General features: G+C 64.4%; 22 protein-coding genes. 15 read left to right on the plus strand and 7 right to left on the minus strand.

Features of this window, described 5'->3' with window-relative positions:
• Positions 1 to 4 precede the first annotated feature (4 nt).
• The 11 genes from virB5 (at position 5) to C3Y15_RS19405 (ending at position 11,849) form a co-directional block, all read left to right on the plus strand.
• Entirely contained in the window at positions 5 to 700 is a 696-nt protein-coding gene (gene virB5, locus C3Y15_RS19350) for a P-type DNA transfer protein VirB5 (protein ID WP_011879926.1), read from the plus strand.
• 209 nt (positions 701 to 909) lie between these two features.
• Positions 910 to 1,605, plus strand: a complete 696-nt coding sequence (locus C3Y15_RS19360; RefSeq protein WP_045579587.1) for a type IV secretion system protein — start codon at positions 910 to 912, stop codon at positions 1,603 to 1,605.
• Positions 1,602 to 2,426: a TrbG/VirB9 family P-type conjugative transfer protein gene (locus tag C3Y15_RS19365; protein ID WP_060044177.1), complete on the plus strand. Its 825-nt coding sequence runs from the start codon at positions 1,602 to 1,604 to the stop codon at positions 2,424 to 2,426. The genes C3Y15_RS19360 and C3Y15_RS19365 overlap by 4 nt, the downstream gene beginning before the upstream one ends.
• A complete protein-coding gene (virB10, locus tag C3Y15_RS19370; RefSeq protein ID WP_011879929.1) occupies positions 2,419 to 3,645 on the plus strand; it encodes a type IV secretion system protein VirB10 in 1,227 nt (408 codons plus the stop codon). Before C3Y15_RS19365 ends, virB10 begins: the two co-directional genes overlap by 8 nt.
• Positions 3,642 to 4,760, plus strand: a complete 1,119-nt coding sequence (gene virB11, locus C3Y15_RS19375) for a P-type DNA transfer ATPase VirB11 (protein ID WP_011879930.1) — start codon at positions 3,642 to 3,644, stop codon at positions 4,758 to 4,760. The genes virB10 and virB11 overlap by 4 nt, the downstream gene beginning before the upstream one ends.
• Positions 4,761 to 4,769: 9 nt before the next feature.
• Positions 4,770 to 5,144 carry a hypothetical protein gene (locus tag C3Y15_RS19380; protein WP_081091351.1) on the plus strand — a complete coding sequence of 125 codons (375 nt, stop codon included), beginning with the start codon at positions 4,770 to 4,772 and terminating at the stop codon, positions 5,142 to 5,144.
• Positions 5,141 to 6,859 carry a type IV secretory system conjugative DNA transfer family protein gene (locus C3Y15_RS19385; protein ID WP_011879932.1) on the plus strand — a complete coding sequence of 573 codons (1,719 nt, stop codon included), beginning with the start codon at positions 5,141 to 5,143 and terminating at the stop codon, positions 6,857 to 6,859. The genes C3Y15_RS19380 and C3Y15_RS19385 overlap by 4 nt, the downstream gene beginning before the upstream one ends.
• Entirely contained in the window at positions 6,856 to 8,718 is a 1,863-nt protein-coding gene (locus tag C3Y15_RS19390) for a PriCT-2 domain-containing protein (RefSeq protein WP_045579591.1), read from the plus strand. The genes C3Y15_RS19385 and C3Y15_RS19390 overlap by 4 nt, the downstream gene beginning before the upstream one ends.
• Before the next feature lie 56 nt (positions 8,719 to 8,774).
• Positions 8,775 to 10,298, plus strand: coding sequence for an LPD7 domain-containing protein (locus tag C3Y15_RS19395; protein WP_124259978.1), 1,524 nt, complete (start codon positions 8,775 to 8,777; stop codon positions 10,296 to 10,298).
• Between the two features lie 8 nt (positions 10,299 to 10,306).
• The gene (locus C3Y15_RS19400; protein ID WP_124259977.1) at positions 10,307 to 10,843 is read left to right on the plus strand and encodes a plasmid stabilization protein; all 537 of its coding nucleotides are present in this window, start codon (positions 10,307 to 10,309) and stop codon (positions 10,841 to 10,843) included.
• 1 nt (position 10,844) lies between these two features.
• Positions 10,845 to 11,849: a relaxase/mobilization nuclease domain-containing protein gene (locus C3Y15_RS19405; protein ID WP_059475157.1), complete on the plus strand. Its 1,005-nt coding sequence runs from the start codon at positions 10,845 to 10,847 to the stop codon at positions 11,847 to 11,849.
• A gap of 249 nt (positions 11,850 to 12,098) precedes the next feature.
• On the opposite strand, the gene C3Y15_RS19410 is transcribed toward C3Y15_RS19405, so the two are convergent.
• Positions 12,099 to 12,530 (minus strand): hypothetical protein, encoded by a 432-nt coding sequence (locus C3Y15_RS19410; RefSeq protein ID WP_011879938.1) that lies wholly within the window; start codon positions 12,528 to 12,530, stop codon positions 12,099 to 12,101.
• Positions 12,531 to 12,798: 268 nt separating this feature from the next.
• Positions 12,799 to 13,428, minus strand: a complete 630-nt coding sequence (locus C3Y15_RS19415; RefSeq protein WP_124259976.1) for a hypothetical protein — start codon at positions 13,426 to 13,428, stop codon at positions 12,799 to 12,801.
• A 101-nt stretch (positions 13,429 to 13,529) separates the two neighbouring features.
• Between C3Y15_RS19415 and C3Y15_RS19420 the strand changes: the two genes are divergently transcribed.
• The 4 genes from C3Y15_RS19420 to C3Y15_RS19435 are packed head-to-tail and all read left to right on the plus strand — an operon-like array spanning position 13,530 to position 16,015.
• Complete coding sequence (locus C3Y15_RS19420; RefSeq protein ID WP_060044183.1) at positions 13,530 to 13,991, plus strand: hypothetical protein; 462 nt, start codon at positions 13,530 to 13,532, stop codon at positions 13,989 to 13,991.
• Positions 13,992 to 14,000: 9 nt separating this feature from the next.
• Positions 14,001 to 14,693 carry a protein mobD gene (locus tag C3Y15_RS19425; protein ID WP_059720472.1) on the plus strand — a complete coding sequence of 231 codons (693 nt, stop codon included), beginning with the start codon at positions 14,001 to 14,003 and terminating at the stop codon, positions 14,691 to 14,693.
• Complete coding sequence (locus C3Y15_RS19430) at positions 14,686 to 15,360, plus strand: hypothetical protein (protein WP_011879942.1); 675 nt, start codon at positions 14,686 to 14,688, stop codon at positions 15,358 to 15,360. Before C3Y15_RS19425 ends, C3Y15_RS19430 begins: the two co-directional genes overlap by 8 nt.
• Positions 15,350 to 16,015 (plus strand): hypothetical protein, encoded by a 666-nt coding sequence (locus C3Y15_RS19435; protein WP_124259975.1) that lies wholly within the window; start codon positions 15,350 to 15,352, stop codon positions 16,013 to 16,015. The genes C3Y15_RS19430 and C3Y15_RS19435 overlap by 11 nt, the downstream gene beginning before the upstream one ends.
• A gap of 189 nt (positions 16,016 to 16,204) precedes the next feature.
• Here C3Y15_RS19435 and C3Y15_RS19440 read toward each other — a convergent pair whose 3' ends face one another.
• The 5 genes from C3Y15_RS19440 to C3Y15_RS32340 form a co-directional block, all read right to left on the minus strand.
• Positions 16,205 to 17,038, minus strand: coding sequence for a DUF932 domain-containing protein (locus C3Y15_RS19440; RefSeq protein WP_011879943.1), 834 nt, complete (start codon positions 17,036 to 17,038; stop codon positions 16,205 to 16,207).
• Between the two features lie 582 nt (positions 17,039 to 17,620).
• Positions 17,621 to 18,742 carry a sensor histidine kinase gene (locus C3Y15_RS19445; RefSeq protein ID WP_124259999.1) on the minus strand — a complete coding sequence of 374 codons (1,122 nt, stop codon included), beginning with the start codon at positions 18,740 to 18,742 and terminating at the stop codon, positions 17,621 to 17,623.
• A gap of 230 nt (positions 18,743 to 18,972) precedes the next feature.
• Positions 18,973 to 21,738 carry a malto-oligosyltrehalose synthase gene (gene treY, locus C3Y15_RS19450; protein WP_124259974.1) on the minus strand — a complete coding sequence of 922 codons (2,766 nt, stop codon included), beginning with the start codon at positions 21,736 to 21,738 and terminating at the stop codon, positions 18,973 to 18,975.
• Entirely contained in the window at positions 21,735 to 23,972 is a 2,238-nt protein-coding gene (gene malQ / locus C3Y15_RS19455) for a 4-alpha-glucanotransferase (RefSeq protein WP_124259973.1), read from the minus strand. The genes treY and malQ overlap by 4 nt, the downstream gene beginning before the upstream one ends.
• 10 nt (positions 23,973 to 23,982) lie before the next feature.
• On the minus strand, positions 23,983 to 24,490 hold a 508-nt coding region (locus C3Y15_RS32340), incomplete at its 5' end, for a DUF3459 domain-containing protein (protein ID WP_243860250.1).

Here is a 24,490-nt window from a genome sequence, read left to right on the forward strand (position 1 = left end):
GACCATGATCGGACGAAGCAAATGGATCACTGTCGCGTTCGTGTGTGCGGCGCATTCCACCGGCACTCACGCGCAAGGGATCCCGGTTTACGACGCGCAGAGCGTTGCGCAGGCCATTGCCACCGTGGGCCAGCTCAAGCAGCAAGTGCAGCAAGAAATGCAGATCTATCAGTCGACGATCGGCACACGCGGTTTCGGCGCGCTTCTGAACAATCGGGTCGTCGCCAACTCGTTGCCGTCGAACTGGCAGAGCGTCTATACCGCGATTCAGAATGGCGGCTACGCGGGCCTGACGGGCAGTGCGCAGGCATTGCGCCTGGCCAGCCGCATCTACGACTGCGAGGACCAGACTGGGGTGGACCAGCAGGTGTGCAGGCGCACGCTCAACAAGCCGTACCAGGATAAGGCGTTCGGGCTGCAGGCATATCAGACCGAGCTGCAGGAATTGGACCAGATACAAAGTCTCGGACAACAAATCAACGCGACGCAGGACCCGAAGGGCGTCGCGGAGTTGCAGGCGCGTATTCAGACCGAATCTACCGCGGTCGGCAACGAGATGACCAAACTGCAGCTCTTTCGCATGCTGGCCGAGACGGAGGACAAGCTCGTCGCCGAGCAGCAAAGTGAACTGGTGCTGAGCCGAGCGGCTAAGACCAACCGGCTCCAGGACCAGATGGTGCCCGCGTCATTCGGCAACTGAGGCGACACCATGTCCATCCTGAGTTCGTTGACGTTCGCCGGGTGCCTCGCGTGGAGTCTTGCTGCCTGCAGCAGTGGACCACCCAAGCCCGTACTGCCGGACGGCCTGCACCGCGTGCCGGTCAATCGTGTCCCGCCAGTGCCTGACGTGCCAACGACAGTGCCGGCTGCTCCCGACCAGCCCGCGTTGCAGGATGCTGGAGACCACTCATGAGCTCGCACGGTTATGGCCGCGTACTTGACATCGAGGCGTCGTTGACTCACCTGCAGGAGCGCTCGGAACGGCGCGCGTGGCACGTTGCTTACGCGGCAGTTGGCATTGCCGTGCTGAGCACGGGAGCGCTCGCTGTGATGGTGCCGTTCTATCGCGTCGTGCCTCTGCCCATCGAGGTCGATCGCCTGACAGGGGAATCCCAGGTGATCGACGTGCTCGACGCCCGCCACGTGCACACGAAGGAAATCCAGGACAAGCACTGGGTCGAGACATATGTGCGCGCACGCGAGCGCTACGACTGGGGACTGCTGCAGATGGACTACGACAGCGTACTTTCGATGAGTGACGACGTGGTCGCTCGCGATTACCGTGGCCTCTACAGCGGTCCCGAGCCACTGGATCGGCAGCTGGGTGCGGGTGTTGAGCGGCGGATCCGGATTCTCTCGGTCACGCTGCCGCCTGACGAACCCGGCCATGCGGTTGTGCACGTCGAACGGACGTCGTTCAAGAATGGCGAAGCGCATGCCGAGCCAACCCAGCGCTTCGTGATCACGCTGGCTTATACCTACCGGCCGCCCGTATTCACACGTGAGAGCGTGGCGATCGCCAATCCATTCGGCTTCAAGGTCACCGCCTATAGCCGGGATACGGAATATACGCCGTCGGCGTCGGCAGCCGGAGGCACACCATGAGAGTGCTTCCGATCGGCATCGCGCTGGCAAGCCTGCTATTCGCAGGGGGGGCGCGAGCGGTTGACCTGCCCGGCTGGAACGGCGACTCGCGCGTTCGCCAGGTCATCTATCGAGCCGACGAGGTGGTGCGCGTGCAGGCGCAACGCGGCTTCGCGACGCACATCGCGCTGGGTTCCCACGAGCACATTCAGGTAGTCGCGCCAGGAGATCGAGACGGCTGGCAGGTGGTAGCGAACAAGGGCGATCACGATGTGTACCTGAAGCCGCAGCTTGCCGCCCACGATTCGAATCTTGAAATTCGCACCGACCGGCATAGCTACAGTTTTGATCTCGTGGTGCTTCCGCTGAAGTCGAAGTTCGGCAATGACCGCGTGATGTATCGCGTGACTTTCGTTTATCCGGACGAGTTGGCGAAGCGGGCGTCGGGGGAATCGGACGGCGAGTTGGTTGCGAAGCGCCTGGCGCGGCCGGCGGCCGTGCGTAATGCACACTATTCGATGCAGGTGATGCCGAACTCCGACGACATCGCGCCGACTGCGGCATGGGACGACGGACGTTTTACGTATCTGCGTGTTCCGAACAACCGGCGCATGCCGGCGATTTTCCGCGTGGACGACGACGGTACGGAAAGCGTGGTCGACAAGCACATCCACGGTGATACGATCGTCGTGCACGAGGTGGCGAAGCGATTTGTGTTGCGGCTCGCACGAGAGGTCGTTGGAATTTGGAATGACGCTTACGACATCGACGGCGTGCCGGCGCATGACGGCACGACGGTCAACGGGGTGAAGCGCATTCTGCGGAGCCATCGCGATGAATGACGATAGCCCGCGCAACGTGATCGGGCCCGACGATAGTTCGGAGCATAGGCATGAAGGCAGCCTGAACGCGGGAGCATCAAATGTTTCCGCTGATCGAGGTATGCCAGCGTTGGGGCAATACCGAGGCGCGCGTCCACGCGCCTGGTGGCTCACACCTGTCGCAATCGTACTGATCGTCGGTGTCGGCGCCGTTTGGACCGTGCACGGATTTCTCGCGCGGCACGATGCCGCGGCGAAGGCGCGGCGCGATTCGATGACAGGTACGTCTTCCCAGGGGCGCATGTTCAACGATCTGCCCGCGTCGTCGGTTGATAGCGCAGCCTCCGAACCGGTACCAGCAAGCGCAGTCGCCGTGCGCCTGGCATCGAGTGCGGGCGTGGCCACGCCTGCTCGTATTGCACATGCTGCGACACCCCGCAGCTACTACGATGCGCCGCTGCTGGAAACGGGCGGTGGGCAGGAACTCGCGGGCGTAGCGCCCCGCGTTGGGCGGGCGGGTAGTGTACCTTTCCCGCTTACCGCGGGCGTTAGCGGCGGTGCAGGCGTGTCAGCTCGAGATCCAGGGCAGATGGGGGGCGGGCTCGGCCAGGCGCTGATACCGACCGTGACACCGCGTGTTCAGGCCGGGATGCTCGGCAATCGGAGCCTGGTGCTTGCGCAGGGCGCCAAGATCGACTGTGCCGGCGATACGGCATTTGATTCGACCGAGGCCGGCTTGTCGACCTGCACGGTGACCAAGAACGTGTATTCCGACGATGGCAACGTCGTGCTGATTGAACGGGGTTCGCAGATTAACAGCCAGTATCGCGCGAACATGTCGCCGGGACAGAAGCGGGTATTCGTGCTGTCGGCCCGTATCAAGACACCCAACGGTGTCACGGTCGAGGTCGACTCGCCGGCGGCCGACGCACTCGGCCGCATGGGCATTGACGGCTACGTGGACAACCATTGGAGTCAACGCATCGGTGCCGCAATGCTGCTTGGCGTTACCCAGGACGCGATCGGCTATCTGTCGACGCGCGGCGGCAGCGCCAACGGATCGGTGATGTTTCAAAGCACACAACAGCAGGGCAACGACATGGCCACGCGCGTGCTCGACAGCACGATCGGTATCCCGCCAACGCTCACCCAGAACCAGGGCGCGGAGTTCACAATCGTGATTGCGCGCGATTTGGATTTCGGATCGGTGTATGCCCTGCAGCCAGAGGGCACGCGATGATGACTCACTCGCCCCCGTTGGATGCAACACGCAACGCCGTGCTGGCTCGGTTACCCGACGACGCCTCCGTGCGCGAACTGATGCGACCGTTTGCGCGGCTGCTCGACGATCCCGAGGTGACTGAATTGGTGATCAATCGGCCGCAGCGTGTGTTGACCGAGAACTCGGTCGGTTGGCACGGCCACGACTACGCCGATCTCGATTTCGACCGGCTGATGTCATTCGCGGTGTCGGTCGCCACCCTGACTAACCAGGAAGTATCGTCGCGGTATCCGATTCTGTCGGCGCTGTTGCCGGACGACGCACGGATCCAGATTGTGGTTCCGCCGGTCGTACCGGCGCGCACGGTGTCGGTCACGATTCGCCGTCCGTCCCCGGACGAGAAGACGCTCAACGCGTGTCGGGACGAGGGATTGTTCGACGCGACGGTATGGCGCAGGCCAGACGGGCTCGACTCAGCTTGGGCGGACTTGTCCGCAGAAGACCGCGATCTCGTCCAATGCCTGGAAGAGCATGATTGGGTTACCTTATTCGAGCATGCTGTCAGGGGACGACGCAACATCGCGGTGGTCGGTAATACGGGGTCCGGCAAGACCAGTTTCATGAAGACCTTGTGCCGCTCGATTCCTGCGACCGAGCGGATCGTGACGATCGAGGACGTGCGGGAGCTAGTCATTCGGCACGTCGAGAACTGCGTGCATCTTCTCTACAGCAAGGGCGGGCATGGTCACGCGCAGGTGACGCCAGCAGACCTGATTGCAAGCGCGATGCGCATGCGACCGGATCGCGTGCTGTTGGCCGAACTGCGTGGTGCCGAAGCCTACGACTTCCTGAAGCTGCTGACGACCGGACACGCGGGGTCGATCACGAGCTATCACGCGCCCAATGTGACCGTCGCGATTGAGCGATTCGCGCTGATGGCAAAGGAACATCCGGAGGCCGCAGCTTGGGATGATGCCGCACTCAAGCGGTTGCTGTTCCTGACAGTCGATCTCGTCGCGCACATGGAGTCACGCGCGGTGTTCGACGCAGAGGACAAACAGACCGGCAGGCGTTGGGGCATGACCGAAGTTTGGTTCGATCCGGTGCGCAAGGCGCGCACCGCGTTTGTATAGGGGGCGCGCGTGGATCATCCGTCTTTGCCTTTGCGCCAACATGTTCGGACGGCTGTCGTGACGTTGGCCGCACTAGCTTGCCTGATGGCTGGACTAGCCGTATCGCTCTGGCTCGCATCGTTCATCTTCTATGCCAGCCTGCGCATGAATCCGCTGCATGCGGGAGTGTGGGGCTGGTTCGACGCAGTACTGATGTGGCGAGACGGAATGATGCCGAACGTCGGGCGTAAGCTCGTGGGGGCGGCGTTGTTTGCTGTACTCGTGTCCGCGGGTGGTCCGGTAGTGGGCTTTCATGCGCTATGGGCGAGCTCGCATCGGCGTCGTCTCTATGGCAGTGCGCGCTTTGCGAATGAATCGGAAATCCGGCAGGCGGGGTTGCTATGACGACGCATGGCCGCCTTGATACGCCACCTGCGATTGTCGTTGGAATATGGCGCGGCCGCTACCTGCGATTTGGAGGTCAGCAGTTCGTGCTACTTGCCGCACCTGCCCGCTCCGGCAAGGGAGTTGGCGTAGTGATCCCGAATCTGCTCACCTTTCCCGATTCGGTCGTGGTGCTCGACATCAAGCAGGAAAACTATGCGACCACATCCGGCTTTCGCCGCGCACATGGACAAGATGTGTATCTGTTCAATCCGTTTGCCGAAGATGGCCGGACACACCGCTACAACCCACTGTCGGCGATCTCAGATGGCTTGTTCCGGGTGGGCGACATTCTCGCGATCGGCTATGCACTGTATCCACCCGGAGGTCACGACGATTTCTGGAAAGATCAGGCGCGAAATCTGTTCCTCGGCATCGTGCTCCTGCTGTGCGAATGGCGCGATGCGCACCGGGCTGGCAAGGACGCGTCGAGTCCCGATTTTCCCGTCACGATGGGCGAAGTGCTGCGGCAGTCGTCGGGCAATGGCATGCCAGTCAAAACCTATTTGCAGCGAGCGCTGGTCCGGCATCGTGGCTTGCTCTCGCAACAATGCGTGGATGCACTGAATCGCTTCCTGTCTAATGACGACAAGGTGCTGGCGAGCGTGTTGGCGACCTTCAATGCGCCGCTGACGATCTGGGCCAACCCGATTGTCGACGCAGCAACGAGCGCGGACGATTTCGATCTGCGCGATCTGCGGCGCCGACGTATTTCCATCTATATCGGTGTCACGCCAGATCATCTGGCGGAAGCAGCCTTGATCGTGAACCTGCTCTTTTCGCAGATTATCAACTTGAACACGAAGCAGCTGCCCGAAGCCGATCCTACACTCAAGTTCCAATGCCTGCTTGTGTTCGATGAGATGACGGCAATCGGAAAGATCCACATTCTTCCGCGCGCGATTGCCTATATGCCGGGTTTCAACCTGCGTGTGCTGTCGATCGTGCAATCGATCGCGCAATTCGAATCCGTTTACGGGCGATCCGATGCCCGTACCATCATCACGAACCACGCGATGCAGATCCTCTATGCACCGCGCGAGCAGAAGGACGCGAACGAATACTCGGAAATGCTCGGTACGTTTACCGACCAATCGCGCAGTGTGAGCCGCCCCAACGCATTTTTTGGCGGCCGGGGTGGTTCAAGCGAAAGCGTATCTGAACAGCGCCGGCCGTTGCTGTTGCCGCAGGAATTGAAGGAACTGGAGCGCGACAAGGAAATCATCTTGCTCGAAAACACCAAGCCGATTTTGGCCGACAAGATCTGCTATTGGCGCGATCCCGAGTTTGCGGCCCGCGTCATGCCGGCACCGTCCGTGCCCACCCTGAACATGGAGCATTTCTCCGCGGTGGTCCAGCGTCGCTTGCGCGACTTGCATCCCGATGAGCTCGACCCGCAGGACGCGGGGCTCGTTCATGTGCCGCACGAGTACCTTGAAGTACTGCAGGCATGGAATCCGCGCGATCTGCCGCCGAACCTCGCAGACCTCAGCGAGGAGGAGGCTGTGGCCTATGTCGAGCGGCATTTCGTGCTGCTGGGTATGCCGGCCGGTAAGGTTGAGCAGGTGAGACGTTGCCTGAGCGCAAGCGATCTTGATGTGGCTGAGCTCGATTTTGTTGAACCGGCGCGCCAGGCAGCCGTGAGCGGTGCGCCAGTCGGGGAAGTCCGGCAATGACGACGCCCTATGTACACGATGTGGATCGTGCACGTGCAGCGCTTGCCGTCATTCCGGCCGACGACTATGGGACCTGGGTCGATATGGCGTTCGCGCTCAAGCAGGGCTTCGGCGACGAAGGTTTTGAAATCTGGGACGCGTGGAGTCGGACGGCACCCAACTATAACGAGCGTGCAGCTCGGACTACATGGCGCTCGGCCAGCGCATCCGGTGGCAAGACGCTCGCTACGCTTTTCTGGCAGGCGCGTCAGCACGGCTTCGATCTGAAGCGGGCGAATTATCCGAATCGCATGACCACCGTATTGGCGGCGTCACCCGAGGTATTGGCTCAGCGCGCACGGGAGGAGGTTCAACTTCAAGCACGTCACGCAGCTGTTGCTCAAGAGGCCGCATCGATCTGGCAGTGGGCGAGGCCAGTCGGCCCGGCGCATCCCTATCTTGTACGTAAACACCTTGAGCCGCCATACACGCTGCGCGAGCTCGATGCACTTGAACTGCGTGCGCTGCTTGGCTACCTGCCGGCCAGCGAGGAAGTACCGCTGCATGGACGTGTTTTGATCGTGCCTGTTGGGAATGGGTTGATCTCGACGCTCGAACTGATCGACGAACACGGGCGCAAATCATCTCTGGCTGGCGGCGCGAAAAGAGGCGGCTACTGGACGACGGAGCCGAGATGGATTCCGGCCAGCGCTCCGTCGCGGGTTTTGGTCGCAGAGGGTATGGCGACTGCCCTGGCGGCCTCCAGAGCCACAGGTTGGTTCGCGACGGCGGCGCTGTCCAGCGGGAACCTGGGGCTGGTAGCGAAGAGTTTGCGTGAACAGTATCCCGCCGCGGAGCTGATCGTGCTAGGTGAACTGGGTCGTGGCGAGCCGCAGGCACGGGCGCGGCGTGCGGCGGAAGATGCGAGTGCGCATCTGGTTTGGCCACGATTCGCCGCAGATGCGCGTATCCGCGACATGGTACCGAATGACTTCAGTGACATGGTGGTGCTGAGCGGATATGAAGCGGTCGGCGAATACCTGCGCGCTGTGGTCCGTACTGTTGTCAGGGCAGATGGCCAATCGGAAATCTTCGCCGAATCCGGTGTGACCGTGGTTGATGTCAATGAGCATGAGGAGGACGGAAAAGTGAGCAACGTCAAGGAAACGCTGTTGACAGGAGATGACGGTACGTCGCGTCTCCGGTCCTCAAAGCGCGGTGCACCGAAGCAGGCTACGCCGGATGTGCCGGCAACGGAGCGTGCATCCGGCTCCGCGTCACCCTCGGTGGATGCTCCATCTGACACTCTGCCTGTTGCGGCGCCATCGGCTACCGATCCGACTCGACTTGCGTCGACCCGTCCACCAATCGGCGAGGCGCTGTTTGGCCTTGCTGACGTTCCGAACGAGGTCAAGGCGCTCGCGGAGCATCGGTTTGGCTCACCGCTGAGGCTGGGCACGCCGCGCGAAAACGGTGGCCCCTATCGGGGTGAGGTCTTCAACACGGAGCGCTATCTAATCCAGCAGGTCGCGACACGCAGTGTCGTGTTCCACCGCAAAGATCGAATGACATTTGTGTCCGACCGTCTGAAATGGATGGATGAAAACTCCCGTTTGAATGGATCCGAGTTGCAAGTGGGCTATGACGGCGATCAGGCGAAGGTTTATCCGTGGGACCGGGCGCGCGATCTGCTGGAACGTATGGTCGGTTCACTGAAGAAGTCGGTCCGTGAGTTGAACTACAGCCCCAATCTTGAGGCGATGCTCGATCAGTTGCAGGCGAGATCCTGGACGCGCATCCGTGAAGCGCGTGCGGCCGCACTCGAGAAGTCGCGGGAACATGATGTGTCTCGCAAAGCCGGTTCAATGCCTGACCGATAAGGCATACCAGCATCGAGCCGACATTCAACGTCGATCTTTAGAATGCGAGGTGCCACATGGCTCTGAGGACTTTCGCGAACGACGCCGATCCAGTTATCAACGTGATCGAACAGGATTTGACGGCCAGCGGTGGAGGACCGGCTGCGTTGGACGAACGCCAGGGCAGGCTGGAATCAGCTGCGCTAGCAGCCGTATCGGCCCGGCGCAGACGTGAGTTTGATGCCGCCCGGGCGAGATTGCGGGAGCAAGCGATCCGCGACGATGCGACCACACGGTCGAGGGCTCAGACTCGCCCGCCGAGCGGGACTCAGGCCGACATGAGTTTGACGAGTGCGCCGCTTGACCAGTTGCCCGAACGTGTGCGCAAGCGTTACCTGCGCGCGGGCAACCAGTATTTCCTAAAGGAGGCGCCGTATCAGCTTGCATTTGAAGATTTAGGGTCATACCTCGTAACTGAGCACAACCGGCCGGATGTGGTCGAGTCGATGATTGACATGGCGCATGCAAAATCGTGGCGGCGCATTCGTGTGTCGGGCCACGAAATGTTTCGTAGCGAGGCGTGGTTCCAGGGCGCGCTGCTCGGCATTGACGTGAACGGCTACGCGCCCAAAGCGGCAGATCTGGCGCGCCTGACGGAGGCGCGGCAAGCGCGGTTGGACAACCGCATCGAGGTGGTCGAGCAAATCGACGCGCCGACGGCCGCGAGCGCGGCGGCTCGTACAGATAATCCGCCTGTGATTTCAACTGTACCCCGAGCCGGCGTAGGCACGAATAGCGACCGAAAATCTCCATCCACATCGGTCCTTGCGTCGATGTCTGAACTGCCTATTCGTGATGGCGGCCGTACCGCTGAAAACGACGAGGCCGATATCCCTCGGAAATACGTCGGAGAGCTGCTCGAGCATGGCGCGGCCCCATATCAGCACAATCCCGCGCGCAGCGGCTCGTACTACGTGGTATTTCGCGACGAGGCGGCCGTCGATCAGGTCGTGTGGGGTGTCGATCTCGAGCGTGCGGTGCGGGAGGCGAATGCCCAGATCGGGCAGCAGGTGACACTCGAAAATCTCGGCAAACGCCTCGTCACCGTGCGATTGCCGATTTTGAATGACGAAGGGAGCGTGATAGGTGAAGAGGAGAAGCTCGTTCATCGAAATACTTGGCAGGTAGAGACCGTGCAGCGGGACCATGACGTTGCAGTCTCGAACAAGCCGGACTATCCGCAGGTTGAGCAAGCTGGATCTACAGATTCACTCGGTGTTCCAGTCGACGAGACAGCACCGCACAATATCCGCGATGCGCGCTATTGGTCCAGGCAACGGGCATTGCATGTAGCCGTGCTCACGGCGGCCATGCGAGAACAGGGTTTTAGCGAGCGCTCCGTTACCCGAGTTCGGCAGCACGCTGAACGCATGCTCGAGGCATTCCGGCGCGAGGGCATTCCGGTGCCTACGCCGAAAGTATTCGATCCGAACGCGCCGTCGGGCCGGGATCGGCGTAAGCATCAGGTGCCGGAGCGCATGCCTGCCAGCGAGCTCGAGCGCACACCAGCCGAGCCGCCGCAATCAGCACCGTCTCGCTGAGGCTAGTCGTGGTCGTGCGCGAGCGCTTGTGCGTCGAACTCGGGGAAATCAGGGTGCGCTGGGAATACTGGTGTGCTCGCCGAGGTGTGACGGCGGGCGAGGGCGTGCGTCAGTTGATCGCAACGGCTGTGCGTGACAATGCGGCAGACGGATCCGGCACGACCAAATGGCGCTTGCCTCGACCGGTGGTTGGAGAGCCGCGTCATCGCATCGAAATCCGACTGACCAATGCGGAGCTGAATGCGGTCGAGCGGTGCGCCGCAGCAATAGGTCTGCGCAGTAATCGCTGGATCGTGTCGTTGGTTCGGGCGCAATTGACCCGGGAACCGCAATTGGGCGTGTCCGAATTGAATGCGCTCTCCATATCGAACCAACGACTTGCTGAGATCAGCCGTTTGTTGGGCGAACTTGCACGTGCCGACGAAAACGAACTTGTGCGTCGAGATCTGGTGTCCGAATCGGCAGAATTGCAAAAGCGTATTGACGAACACCTGCGTACGGCAGCTGCGATCATGCGCGCGAACCTCGATCGATGGAGCCGCTGACATGTCATATCCGAAAATCTACATCGATGCGATGCTCGTGAACTGGGGCGACCGCCTGTTTCATGATCCGCTGCGACATGCGCAGGCATCGCGACTCTCACATGTGGGCATTCGCGACGCTGCCGCTCGCATGCGTGCGCAGATCGCCCGCACGCTCAGACGCGCTCCGGAAGTCATGGTCAAGATTACCAACCAGGCGGCGAGTGCACAGGGCATGGGAGCTGTACGTCGACATCTGCGCTATATTTCTCGCAACGGCCGGATCGAACTGGAGGATCAAAACGGCGCCTGTATTGAAGGCAAGGATGCGCTAAGCGATCTCGCGAAGACCTGGCAATTCGGCGGTTGGGGTATCCCCGAGGCCAGCACGCGCCGCGAGACTTTCAACATCCTGCTGTCGATGCCACCCGGAACGGATCGGAAGGCAGTTCGCGATGCGGCTCGGGATTTCGCGGCGCTTGAGTTCGGTGATGGCCGGGCGTACGTTTTCGCTGCGCACAATGACGAAGCTCATCCGCACGTGCATCTGAGCGTACAGGTACGTGGTCCGAATGGGCATCGTCTGAATCCACGCCATAAGGATCTTCAGCGATGGCGGGAGCGTTTTGCGGAGAAACTGCGTCAGCACGGTGTCGAGGCGAATGCGACGCCTCGACGTGTGCGCGGCGTGACGCAGCGCTACCCGAAGCAGCCCGTCGTCCATATGGTCGAGCGTGGAGAAATGCCGAGGTACTGGAGATCGATGCCGACCGATGCTCAGCGCGATGCAGTATGGGTCGCGCAAGGTGGCGCATTTACCGCCTGGCGATCAATGGCCTATGCAATGGCGAGGTCGGGTGTCCGTGAGGATCGGGCAATGGCCGTTGAGATGGCGTACTTCGTCGGGTCCATGCCGGTGCAACGAGATCGAACAATGGCAGGGCGTGCGAGGCGCGAGATGCCGGATCGACAGATGCCAGATACTGTCGAGCGTTCCGGTGGCGCCAGGCACGATGTGGAACGCTAATGGCCAGAGCGCATGATGGCTGTCGTTATCATGGTGCGACTCGGCAGCAATCATATTTACAAGCCGAGTCCCGGATGTTTGGAAACTTGGTGCCTGGTTGGGTACGCGGCCCGTTGTCCCCACATGCGAAGCGGTCTTCTACGCTGGCCTGCGGATGATCCGTCGGCCCTTGGTTGCCGGCAATCTCGAACAGTGCCCAGTCTTGCCCGTTGTGTTGCGACTTGAGCCCGCAGTTTCGAGCCGCTAGGCTCATTCCCGATCGGAAAGCCATGCTGGCCCGGCCTTGAATGTCGCGACGAGCAGAAACAGGAATGTGATCGCGAGAAGCGGGATGCCGTAGATCGCCACCGGGAAAAACAGCACGAGCTGCAGGACCGATCCGGGAACACCGTACATCAGCGCTGTGTTTCTGATGTTTTCGTACATCAATCGGATGACTGCCGCAAGCCCCATTGCTATGAGCACGAGCCCCGCCCTTGTTGGTTCGTGATGCAGTAGTGCGAATCCCCATCCGACATATCCCCACCATATGAGATTGATACCCACTGCGGCAAGCCAAAACCCACGCGCCGTGAAGAAACTGTAACCGTACCGATGTCGCGAGTGACGATCAAAAAGCTGAATGCTTTTTGCAATCGCGATGACAGTACCAAGGATGATCGCAAGTTTGAGATATTCCACGGAACGTTCCTCCAGAGTGTGGCGCCTGATCGGGGCGCCTCCTTTGGCGACATGAACGGCTCCTCAGCGAAATGTGACGAGTCGGTTGCCCTGCCTTCCAATATAGACAGACAGACCGAGAGCAGAAAGTTTGGACATCTGAAATATCAGCGAGTCATTTTTCTGCGAATCTCCGTATGTGGAAGAGAACAGGTCTTGCTATGAGCGAAACTGTGGACGAATGCGAAGAACATTGGAGTTCTTCGTAGCGCGCGCTGCAGGCGTTGATCTAGATGACACGCGCAACATCGGACCAGCCTTGGTTTTCGAGGAGCGTCGCAATGGCGCCAAAAACCGGCGCAAGCCTATCCTGCCATGCCTCGATTCCCGTGTTGTTTTCTATACCGCGTGTGACTTTCTGGCGCTCGATGTGTAAGCCATGTACAACGCGAATTCGCATCCATGTAATTGCAGTGCGCGCCGCGTTTGACGTAGTGATGCGAAGAAGTATTCGGCACGCGAGCGCCCGATCAATCCCTGTCGAGATAGACGCAGAGGTGCCGAGGACGTCCTGCAGTGCCCAGTGAGTGGATGGTGGGCTCGGCGTATCGCGCATGTCGTGCGGGTGATACTTTTGTTTGATCCGCAGTCCCACCGCGATGAAAATTATCGCGAAGCGCACTCGCGTGTATGGCATATGCGTGGCAATGGCGGGTCGAGACGAGTGAGCGTCGCGTTCGTGTACCTGAGACATGAGTTGCGTCGTGGCGTATCTTCGGTGCGAATCTGCGAGCGCATTATGTTCACCGCGATTACGCTGGTGTGCACGAGTGGGAGAGCAGCTGAAAGGCCCGTGAAAATCGAGGACCGCTTTGGCAATCGGCAAAAAATATTCTCGTTCCGTCAATGTCATCTGCATTCCGATGTATTCCGTCGTCGTCGAAGCACGCACGAAGCAGGTGTTGACGGCGAGTGAGTGTGTGCGCAATATGGAGCGAAGCTTGTGTATCGGAGTGAGTCATGTCAGACGTCAGGAACTTCACGCGAGGGCAGTGGGAAGCGTTTGGACGCAGACTGAATGCGCTGCCGGAAAAGGCGAAACACGACCAGCCGGTCAAGGTGGGCGATGGCGTGAAATCCATATGGACACAGATCGTTGCGGCGCGGGAGAAGGGATACACGATGCCTGAGCTGATCGAGCAGGCCGCGCAGGAGGGCATTGACGTGAGTCTCAATTCCTTGAGATATGCGATGCGTTGCGCTGACGGAAGGGGGCGAATGCGGCGGGGTAGTCGGGACGCGTCGCGGGAGCCGGTGACACCGCCACCGAGGGGCCGGAAGTCCGCCCAAGGCGAAGCGCCACTTGAGGAGCCGCTACGCGCCGGAATACACCCAAAGGGAGACAAGGAGGTGACCAAACCGGAGCAACAGGTACAGGGCTTTCTCGGGTTCCCGATCAACTCCGATACCGAGAACTTGTAGAGGTTACGCATGGCGACGGAAAATCCCCCTATCTATATGGTCGGCGGCAGCAAGGGCGGTGTTGGTAAGAGTTTCGTGACGCTGGCGCTGGTCGATTATCTTCGACGCACGGAGGCCAATGTCGTGCTGGTAGAAACGGACACGTCCAACCCCGATGTCATGAAGGCGGTCCACGACGAGATCGTATGCGGGTCGTGTGATCTGGACGACGTTAGCGGCTGGATTGACTTCGTCAATTTTTGCGATGCGCACCGGGATGCGACGGTTGTCGTCAACACGGCGGCTCGGAGCCAGGCGGGCGTTGCGCAGTACGGCGGGACGCTCGCCAGCGCACTTGATGAACTGGCCCGGCGTCTCGTTGTGTTGTGGGTCATCAACCGGCAGCGCGACAGCCTTGAATTGCTTCTCAGGTTCGGTGCGACGTTTCCGAATGCGCTCACGCACGTCGTACGCAACGGCTATTTTGGGCCGCCCGAGAAATTCACTCTGTACCGGGATTCGCAATTGAGAAAGGCGGTCGAGGCTCAGGGCCAGTCACTGGATTTTCCCGACCTTGCCGATCGCGTCGCGGACGAACTGCGCAGCCAGCGTCTGTCGGTACACAAGGCGGCGGAAACGATGCATATTGGCGAGCGGGCGGAACTGCTGCGCTGGCGCGCAGTGTGCAGCACGATGTTCGCCAGGGTGACGACTCATGCGTAAGAGGCGGGCTGGGTCGCCTGACGCGCTTGCCCGCCTGTTTCTCGAGGCCACGGGCGAATTGCCCGATGACGGTAGTCTGCTGCGGATGCGGCGGGTTTCCGGTGCGTTAAACCTGCGGGACAACGATGCCCTGTGGTCGATGATCGTGGCGCTTGAATACTACGCACGGCTGTACGAGGCGATGCCTGATCGTATCCGCAGGGCCGGGGAAGGAGGTTTCGACGCTGTGCGTCGAGAAGTCGATGAGGCGACCGGGGCCTTGATGCGCCAGCACCGCGACGCGCTCGCGCGCTGCAAGGCGACGATCCAGCTGGCGGAGGACATGACGCGTGAGCACGAAGCGGGGTATCGGGCTGCGCTCGCCTCGCTCAATGAGGCATCAATAGTCGCGTTCGCCGACCGGCTGGCCAACCGGGCTGCGAAGATCGCAGGCAACCGAATGGTCGGCGCAGTCGCTGTGGCGGCGCGGGATCAGCGGGCGCGAATGGATGAGGCGGTGGGCGTGTTGGGGAGCGCGATGGCCGATGCCCTGAAACGGATACAGACGGGTATCGAGTTGACTGAACGGCGTTTGACCCGCGCGCTGGCTCGCCTGCTGTTCGCCGCGGCCAGCCTTTTTGTGACGTTTCTCGCTGTCGCATTCTGGCTAGGTGAGCATGTCCGATAAACAGTATCGGGTTCGGCTCTTGGGTGGGAGTTTGCCCGATCGTCGCGGCACCCGTGTCGCGCGCGGCATTCCTGTCATGGCGCGCCAGCCCGCACTCGATAGCGAGGTCGCCTTGCGAGTCGACGATGATGAACGCACCGGCTTCGCCCATTTGCTGCGTGCTCCATGCTGGTGTGTGCATTTCGGCCACCCGAATCGCAGCGGTGACGATGTCCAGTTCGGTTTCGATCCGTTCGCATTCCTCCCAGGCATTTCGTCGTCCTCCGACAGCGCGTCGTACTGGTCCCGCAAGCTTGTCCTGCGGGGCGGTCAGGACATTCATTTCGCGTTGCTCGTCTCCGGTACACGGGGGCGCAGTCGGAGCGAGCCTGTCGTAGTGGTTCAGTTCGAGTACGTCACGCTCGATGCGCATTTCGGTCCAGTTCCACGCTCGGCACGAATGTCCCCTACTACCGTTTCGAGTTTTTCGCCCCGAAGACGTTGCAAGTGCTGTGTCAACGATGAATCCGGTGTTTTCAGCGTCGCTGAACAGGTCCCGCCGGACAAGGCCGTCCACAGTCTGGTAGGCGGCAGCGGCTGCGTGCGCGTATTGAGTGGTGAGCGTCGGAGGCTGGAATACGGTACGGTCACGATGGCTTGTTCGTTGCCGAAGTAGGTTTCGAGCATGGCGGTCGATTGGGCAGCGCCAGGATCGGGGGTTTCGGTTTGGGTTTATGCGGCTGACTCTAGAAAATGGAAAGAAACGTTCCGGGTCGCGCTTCTTCCTGAACCTGTTAGGACATGGCCCGGATAGGACGTCTGACAGATTGGGACGCTTGAGGCGACATGGCGTCGCCCCAAGCGCTTACGCCTTCATTTGGCGCATGGCGTCGGCCAGCATCCAGAGGGCGCGATTGAGCTTCACGTTCTGATCGATGCCTGTGACGGGGCGGGTGGACATTGCCCGGCCGGTTCGCGAGCGCCCGTGCAGCCCGCCTTTGGTGAGGTTCTCCTGCACCCGGTTGAACACCGTCCAGAGATCGTCGCGGCGATCCTCGAAACGGCGCGGGGCAAGCAATTGGCTCTCGGTGACAGGGGAGGGGGCCTCCGTGTCAGTCGGGTCGTAGCGCAGTGCAAGGGCGGAACGGGCGAACGCGTGCTGTTCAGCGCGGTCCAGTTCGACGCCGCGCATGCTGTCGGTCTGCTCGCGGATCAGGTCGAAGGTGTCGAGCACGTCGAACGCGCCATCGATGACGTTCCGTGCGATGTTGCCTTTGTGCGGTATGCGGATATCGCGCACGCTGTCGCCAGCGACCATGCCGTTCTGGCAGACGAAACGCAGCACACCAGCCAGCATCTGGTAGCTGCTCGTGCCGTCGTGCGAGTTCAGCAGCACGACCTCGTTGGCTTCTTCCCCGACGATCTGGGTGGCGTGACGAAGCCGGAGCATGTGTTTCGTGTACTCGCGCTTGCCTGGATCACGCACGCGGCTCTGGCAGACCATGAACGGCTGGAAGCCTTCATTGCGCAGACCGCGCAGCACATCGATGGTGGGAATGTAGGTGTAGCGTTCGGAGCGGCTTGCGTGCTTGCCGTCCGCGAAGATTGACGGCGCGACGCTACGGATCTGGTCGTCCGAGAGGGGCGAGTCGGCGCGCAGTATCGGCGAGCCGTAACGGAATGAGGAAGCGAGTTGCATGGCAGTCTCCACAGTCAAGGTTGAGGGCTGAGATGGGGCGGAGGAATGCGCTGTACCGTTGAGGCTGGACACCTTCCGGTGGAACTCGGGGTCGGCCTCGCTGCCGCGAGGCGCCCGGGTTTCCGCCCGTGCGACTGATGGAGCCGATAGCGCGCGGGCGTCAAGGAAAAAGGCGAGGGAGGGGGGCGGGTAACACGGTCCCTCGCCCCTTGATGCCCGCGCGCTATCGGCTACTGTCGCGGGTCGAGGGCGGGAACCTGGGTGCCACGTGCAGCACGTGCCTCGAGTTGACCGGACAGGGTCGAGGCTGAAAGGCTGGCGGATGAGCGGGTTGACTGCTATGCCAGGGATTGATCCCCGTTAGGGGCGACACGCGGAACAGGGCCCGACGCGCAGCACGAAAGCCTGGTCACGACGCGTGAGCGGCGGCAGGCATCCGACGTTGGCCTAGGTCGTATGGCGCGCGCAGGCTACAACGGCAACGCGTTGTCAGCGGGCTTGGCCGAAGGTCTGAAATCGTTTTTCAGGACGATTCACGTGCGGCGCGCGGTGCGATGTGCGGCACCGCCACGCCGCGGCATGTCACGCGCGTCGCGGCAGCCGCACCGCGAATACCGTTTCCGACGCGTCGGAGCGCGCGTCGATCCGCCCGCGATGCGCGTGGGCGATTTCGCTAGCGATGTACAGGCCGAGGCCCAGTCCGACGTCCTCGCCGCTTTTCTCTGATGGACTGGTGCCGCGTTGCAGCGGATCGAAGATGCGCTCCAGCAGATCCGGCGCGACGGGCGGACCGCTGTTGCCGATCTCGATCGTCACTTCGTCGTCGCTCGCGATCGCGCTGGCGCGAACCGGCGTATTGGCCGTTCCGTACTTCAGCGCGTTGGTCAACAGATTGCTGAGCAACTGCTGCATCCGCTGATCGTCCCAGTTGCCGCGGAGGTCGCCGCGCACGTCGACATTGATTTCGCGGTCCGGATGCGCGGCCCGCAACTCATCGACCACATTGGCCACGACATGGGCGAGATCCGCGTCGCGGCGAATCACGTTGATGCCGAGCCCGAGCTGCGTCCGGCTGAAATCACACAGGTCGTCGAGCAGCGACTGCATGCGACCGCCGCTTCTGATCAGCCTGGCGGCGGCTTCCGACACCTTTTCGCCCGCATTGAGCGCCGACAGATAGCTTGCCGTCAGGCGTATCGTTTGCAACGGCGTGCGCATGTCGTGCCCGAGCATGCCGAGCAACAGGTTGCGCGCCTGCTCGACCTGCTCGGTGAAGAACGCGACCGATTCGGCGAGCGCCTGATCGATCGCTTCGTTGAAGCGGATCATGTCGTCGAGATCGGGCGGGCTTGGCCGACACTTGTCGATCCACAGCCCCAGCACGCTGGCGCGCAGCGCGCGATACTCGGCCGCCAGCTGATTGATGTCGAAGCCGCGCCGCGCGCGCAGCACGGCATGCGTCTGGGCGGCCGTTTCGGAGGCATTCGTCGGCTCGGGTGCGCGGCCGAGCGATTTTTGCCGCTGTTCTTCCCGCGTTTGCGGGGTTGCGATGTCCTTGGCAATTGCCTCCAGGATCTGGCGCGCATGGTCGCGCAGCGCGTGGGAGTCCATGGTTCTCGCGGCCGGGAGCAGCGTTGCAGCGAACGCTTCCCACTGCGCGAGGATCGGTTCCATGTTGCGCGTGATGAATTCGGCTAGACGCATGTCGCCCCTCCTGACGGAATGAATGGTGGACGCTTCTGTCGATGCGCACGATATCACGTCAATGCCGGGAAACGGGATGATGCGCGTGCTGGCGCGGGGGCGAGCGGTTCCCCGGGCGCCCGGGATCGCGCACGGCGGGGGCGGTTCGATCGCGAGCGGTGGGTCGGGCGCGAGGGTAGTCGACCGGTCGGCGGTTGCCGTCGCCGGGGGAGTGCGGGCCGTCCCCCGCTTCAGCCCCGACCGCGCGTCGCGACGACCACGGCCACCGGCAGCGCCGACAAACACCGATCGAGCCGCAGCATGCCGTCATGCGTCTCGACCGCGCCGCCGCCGTTCAGGCAGTCGAGCCACGGCCCGCCCGCCACCGGCGGCAGCACGACCGCCGTATCGCCCCATTCCCGAGGCTCGATGCGCGGCAAGCCCGGCATGTCGCCGAGCAGGCGGCACGCGAGCCGCATCACGACGACCACGACGGTCGCCGTGTCGTCGCGGCGGGCGAACGCCACCGCATGCCGCCCGAGCGGACCGCGCACGCGCAGCGGCACGTACGCGCCGTCCGCGAACGTCGTCCGCCGGTGCGCGCGCAGCGCGAGCATCCGCTCGATCAGTGCGCGCTTCACGCGCGCGTCCGGCCAGTCGCGTAGATACGCGGCGACCGGCCGATCGACCGGCTCGGCCGCGAGCTGCGCGAACGGCACCTCGCGCCGGTTGTCGGGATCGACGAGCGAGTGATCCCATAACTCGGTACCTTGATACAGATCGGGCACGCCTGGCGACGCGATGCGCAGTGCCACCTGCGCGAGACTGTTGACGACGCCGGCCGGGGCGATCCGCGCGACGAACGCATGCAGCCGATGCAGAAAATCGCCCGCACCGCGCGGCGTGAGGATCGCGCGCACGAACTGCTCGCTCGCGCGTTCGTAGTCCGCATCGGGCGCGAGCCAGTCGGTGTGCTGCTTCGCTTCGCGCAACGCCTTGGTCTGCCAGCCCACCACACGCTCGGCCAGCGCGGCGACGCCCGCCGCGTCGTCGGGCGCGAGCGTCGGCGGCCAGCAGCCCACCAGCGTCTGATACAGCATGGCCTCGGCCGCCGGCCCCGGCGTCCACGCCAGATCGCGATGCGCGGCGCCGCGATGCGGCTGGTTCAGCGCCGACCAGTCGAGCGACACCGCGCGCCACGCGTCCGGCACTTCGCTCAGCACGGCGAGCCGCGCACGCGCGTCTTCGCCGCGCTTGTGATCGTGCGTCGCGGTGGCGACGAGCGTGCGCGGCACGCTGCGCGCGCGACGCCGGTTGCGCGCGTGGAACGCGCCGCGCGACAGGCTGAAGTCGCCCGCGTCGGCGCCGACCTCGTTGCGCGACAGCAGCCGGCCGTAGCGGTAGTTCGCCGTATCCTCGACGCCCTTCGCGGCAAGCGGCGCGCTCAGCTGTGCGAACGCGACGCGCACCGCGAGCAGCGCGGCCGGATCGGCGCGCGGCACGCGGATGCCGGGCAGCCCGAGCCAGGCGGCGGCGCGCTCGAGCGCATAGCGGTCGGACGGATCGATCGCCGCGCGGGCCGCGTCGTACGCGCGTTCGAGCACGCGGCGATCGGCGTCGCCCGGTTCGTCGCCGAGCGCCGGATACATGCGGTACACGGGCAGGTGTACGGCGAGTTCGCCCAGCACGCGGTGCAGCGCGTTGCGGCTGATGTCGCGGGTCGCCGGCGCGGCGCGCGCGATGCGGTGCAGCGCCCGCGCGAGCCGCGCATGCTCGCCCGCGAGCTGGCGCGCGAGCACGCGCCGCTTGCCGGCGATCGCCTCGTCGGCGAAGGTGCGCGTCGAGCCCGACACGGCGGCCCAGTGCGCGGCGAGCGGCGCGGCGCCGGCCGGGTCGTGCAGCAACGCGGCGACGTCGTTCATGAAGTCGTAGCCGGTCGTGCCGTCGGCGTGCCAGTCGTCGGGCAGCGTCTCGCCCGGCGCGAGAATCTTCTCGACGACGAGGAACGGCCGCTCGTCGCGCTGCGCGGCGAGCCGCGCATGCAGACGCCGGCAATACGCGCGCGGATCGGCGAGGCCGTCGACGTGATCGACGCGCAGGCCGTCGACGAGGCCCGCCGCATGGAGCGCCAGCGGCAGCGCATGCACCGCGTCGAACACCGCTTCGTCCTCGACGCGCACGGCCGCGAGCGTCGCGATGTCGAAGAAGCGCCGCCAGTTCAGTTCGTCGGCGGCGGTGCGCCACCACGCGAGCCGATAGTGCTGGCCTTCGAGCAGATGGTGCAGGCAGGCGCGCGAGCGCGCGCGCCGCGGATCGACGCCGCGCAGCACCGCGTCGAACGCATGCGCGCCGTGCTCGGCCGCGTAGTCGCGCAATGCCGCGTGCGCCTGCGCGAGCCGCGCGCTGCCGCGCAGCGGCGCGGCGGCGAAGCGTTCGGCCAGCGCGTTCAGGTCCGCGCGGTTCGCGATGCGCAGGATCTCCGCATAGGTCGCGGCCGCGACCGGCAGCGTGCGGCCCGGGCATGCGAAGAAGAAGCGCCCCGTCTGCGGATCGACGTCGAGCGTGATGTCGCCGGCCGCGAGCGCGTCGCCGTACGGCGCGCCGAGGCAGGGCAGCAGCACCTTGCCGTCGAGCGCCGCATCGGGCGGATGCCAGTCGATGTCGAAGTAGTGCGCGTAGGGGCTCGCCGGCCCCCATTCGAGCACGTCGCGCCACCAGTGGTTCGATGCGCCGCCGACGCCCATGTGGTTCGGCACGATGTCGACGATGACGCCGAGGCCGCGCGCGCGCAGCGCCTCGACCAGTCGCTTGAAGCCGGCTTCGCCGCCGAGCTCCGCACTGATCGCGCGATGGTCGACGGTGTCGTAGCCGTGCAGCGAGCCGGGCTCGGCCGTCGTGATCGGCGACAGGTACAGATGGCTCACGCCGAGCCGCGCGAAATAGTCCGCGTGCGCGGCCGCATCGTCGAACGTGAAGCCCGCGTGCAGTTGCACGCGCAGGGTCGCGCGCGGCGTCATGCGTCCTCCCGGCGCGCAGTGCGTGCGCGTTCGATCGCGGCGATGCGCTCGCGCACCGGTGCGTCGAACAGCGCGTCGATCGCGCGCGGCAGTCGCCGCAGCCAGTTCGGATGGCCGCACGGCGGGCCGGGGAGGTTCGGCTGCGCGTCGAGGCCGAGCAGGTCTTCGAGCGGCACGATCGCGAGCGGCGACGGGCTGCGCGCGACGTAGGCGATGACTGCGTCGACCGGCGGCGCAGCGGGCGGGGGCATGGCCTGATGGGCCGCCGCGCAGCCGGCGCGCTGCAGCGCACGCCACAGCGCCGTGCGTTCGGTCGCCCGCTCGGTTTCCGCGCCGGCGGCAGCCGCCGTGAGGTCGGGATCGGGCGGCGACGGATCGCGGCCGGCGTCATCGGCGTCGTCGCGCAAGCACGGCGCGTTGCGTTCATCGCCATCCGCGCCATCCGCCCCATGAGCGGCCGCGGCCAGCCCGACGTCGTCGCCCGCGCCGTGTGCGGGCCCGTCGTCCCGCTGCGCGTGCGCGCCGCGCCGCCATTCGAGATCGACGCCGCGCCACCAGCCGGCGACGGTCGGCAGATCGTGCGTCGACGTCATCGCGACCGTGTCGCGATCCCAGTCCGACGGCGGCCGGAACGCGCCGTCGGCGTCGCGCTCGAACCACAGCACGCGCATGCCGGCGATGCCCTGCGCGGCGATCCGCTCGCGAAAGCCGGCCGGCACCGTGCCGAGATCCTCGCCGATCGCGATCGCGCGATGCCGGGCCGCTTCCAGCGCGACGATGCGCAGCAGATCGTCGAGCGGATAGCGCAGGTACGCGCCGTCGCGCGGCGAGCGGCCGTGCGGCACGATCCACAGCCGCGCCAGGCCGAGCACGTGATCGATACGGATGCCGCCCGCATGCGCGAACGCCGCGCGCAGCAGCTCGATGAACGGTGCGAAGCCGGTCGCGCGCAGCGCGTCCGGCGTCCAGGTCGTCACGCCCCACGCCTGCCCGTCGGTGTTGAACAGGTCCGGCGGCGCGCCGACCGACACGCCGCGCAACAGCGTCGTGCCGTGCGCCCATGCATCGCTGCCCGCGCAATCGGAGCCGACCGCCAGATCGGCGATCAACCCGAGCGCCATCCCTGCATCGCGCGCCGTCGCCTGCGCGCGGCCGAGCGCGTCGGACGCGCACCATTGCAGGTACGTGTGGAAGGCGATCGTGTCCGCGTGGGCCTGCGCGAACGCGTCGACCTCGGGCGACGTCGGGTCTCGCCACTGCGCGGGCCATTGCCGCCAGTCCGCGCCCATCCCGTTCTCGATGCAGAACGCCTGCAGCGCGTCGAAGCGCGCATGCGCGTCGAGCGCCGCGCCGCCGGCCGCGCGGAATCGTTCGAATGCGTCGCGCGCCGGCTCGCCGTTTTCGCGCCAGGCGTCGAAGCACGCACGCAGGCGCCGCAGGCGCAGCGGCAGCACGTGCGGCCAGTCGATCAGCGGCGTGTCGGGCGCGCGGCCGTCGGCGGCGGCCGGGTCGAGCGAGCGTCGCACGACGTCCGCGCCCGGCACCGCCTCGCAGTCGAGATACGCGACGTTGTGCCAGCGCCGCGACGACGGCGAATACGGGCTGTCGTGCTCGGGCAGCGCCGGATAGCCGGCGTGCGTCGGGCTGATCGCGACCGCGTGCGCGCCATGCCTTGCTGCGTGCGCGGCGAGTTCGGCGAGCGCCGAGTAGTCGCCGGCGCCGTCGTCGTCGGTGCGGCGCAGCCCGTACAGCTGCGCTGCGATTCCCCAGCGTCCTTCGGTTTGCGGCATGCGCTCGCCGGCGAACGGCCGCGCGCGCGGCGGCGCGATCGCGAGCGCAATGCGTCGTGCGCCGAGGTCGAGCGTGTGATAGCCGGGCTCGTCGAGCGGCGCCAGCGTGCCGGATTCGCCGCTCGCTGCGATGCGCGCGTCGACGTGCGCGCCCGATTCGAGCGTGACCCGGTAGCGCGTGCCGGGCGGCGCGACGGCGGGTGGCAGCGCGAGCGGCGCACCGGCGTCGCCGGTGACGAGCTGCGGCGGCGCGTTGCGCGCATCGGCAAGCGCGGCCGCGCTGTCGACGCGCTCGATCGGCGTGCCGCAGGGCCAGCCGAGTGCGTCGACCAGTGCGACGAGCGCGTCGTCGTCCACCCGACGCGCGACACCGCCCGCGTCGGTCCAGTCCGGTTCGAGCCCCGCGGCGCGCGCGAGCTCGGCGATCGATACGTCGGTCGTCATGTGTTAGCCGTCATGTGTTGGCCGTCGGTGCGTTCGCGCGATGCATCAGCGCGTCGTGGTTGACCGCGCCATCGCGCCAGGCGATGCAGCTGCGCGCCGGCAGTCGCCGGTCAGCGAGCCGGTCGCGCGCGCGCGGTGGCGTCTCGAACACGACCTTGCCGACCGGCAGCGTGTCGAGCACCGCATCGTGCGAGCCGGGATTGAAGGCGATCGTCAGCGTGCTGCCGTCGCCGAGCCGCCAGCGGGCGGCGAGGGCGATGGGGGTGTCGTTGGGGTTGCCGTTGCCGTGGCTGTCACCGGCGTCGCCACTGTCGTCTCTAGCAGCACTAGCGCCGTCAGCGCCGGCGTCGCCGGTACCGCCAGCTTCACCAGCGCCGCTCCCAGCAGCACCGGCAGCAGCACCAGCAGCACCAGCAGCACCAGCAGCACCAGCAGCACCAGCAGCACCAGCAGCACCAGCACCAGCACCAGCACCAGCAGCACCGCCGTTACCCACGCCCTCCACATGCGCCCCCAAC

The sequence above is a fragment of the Burkholderia sp. B10 genome (assembly GCF_004368385.1).
GTDB lineage: Bacteria > Pseudomonadota > Gammaproteobacteria > Burkholderiales > Burkholderiaceae > Burkholderia > Burkholderia vietnamiensis.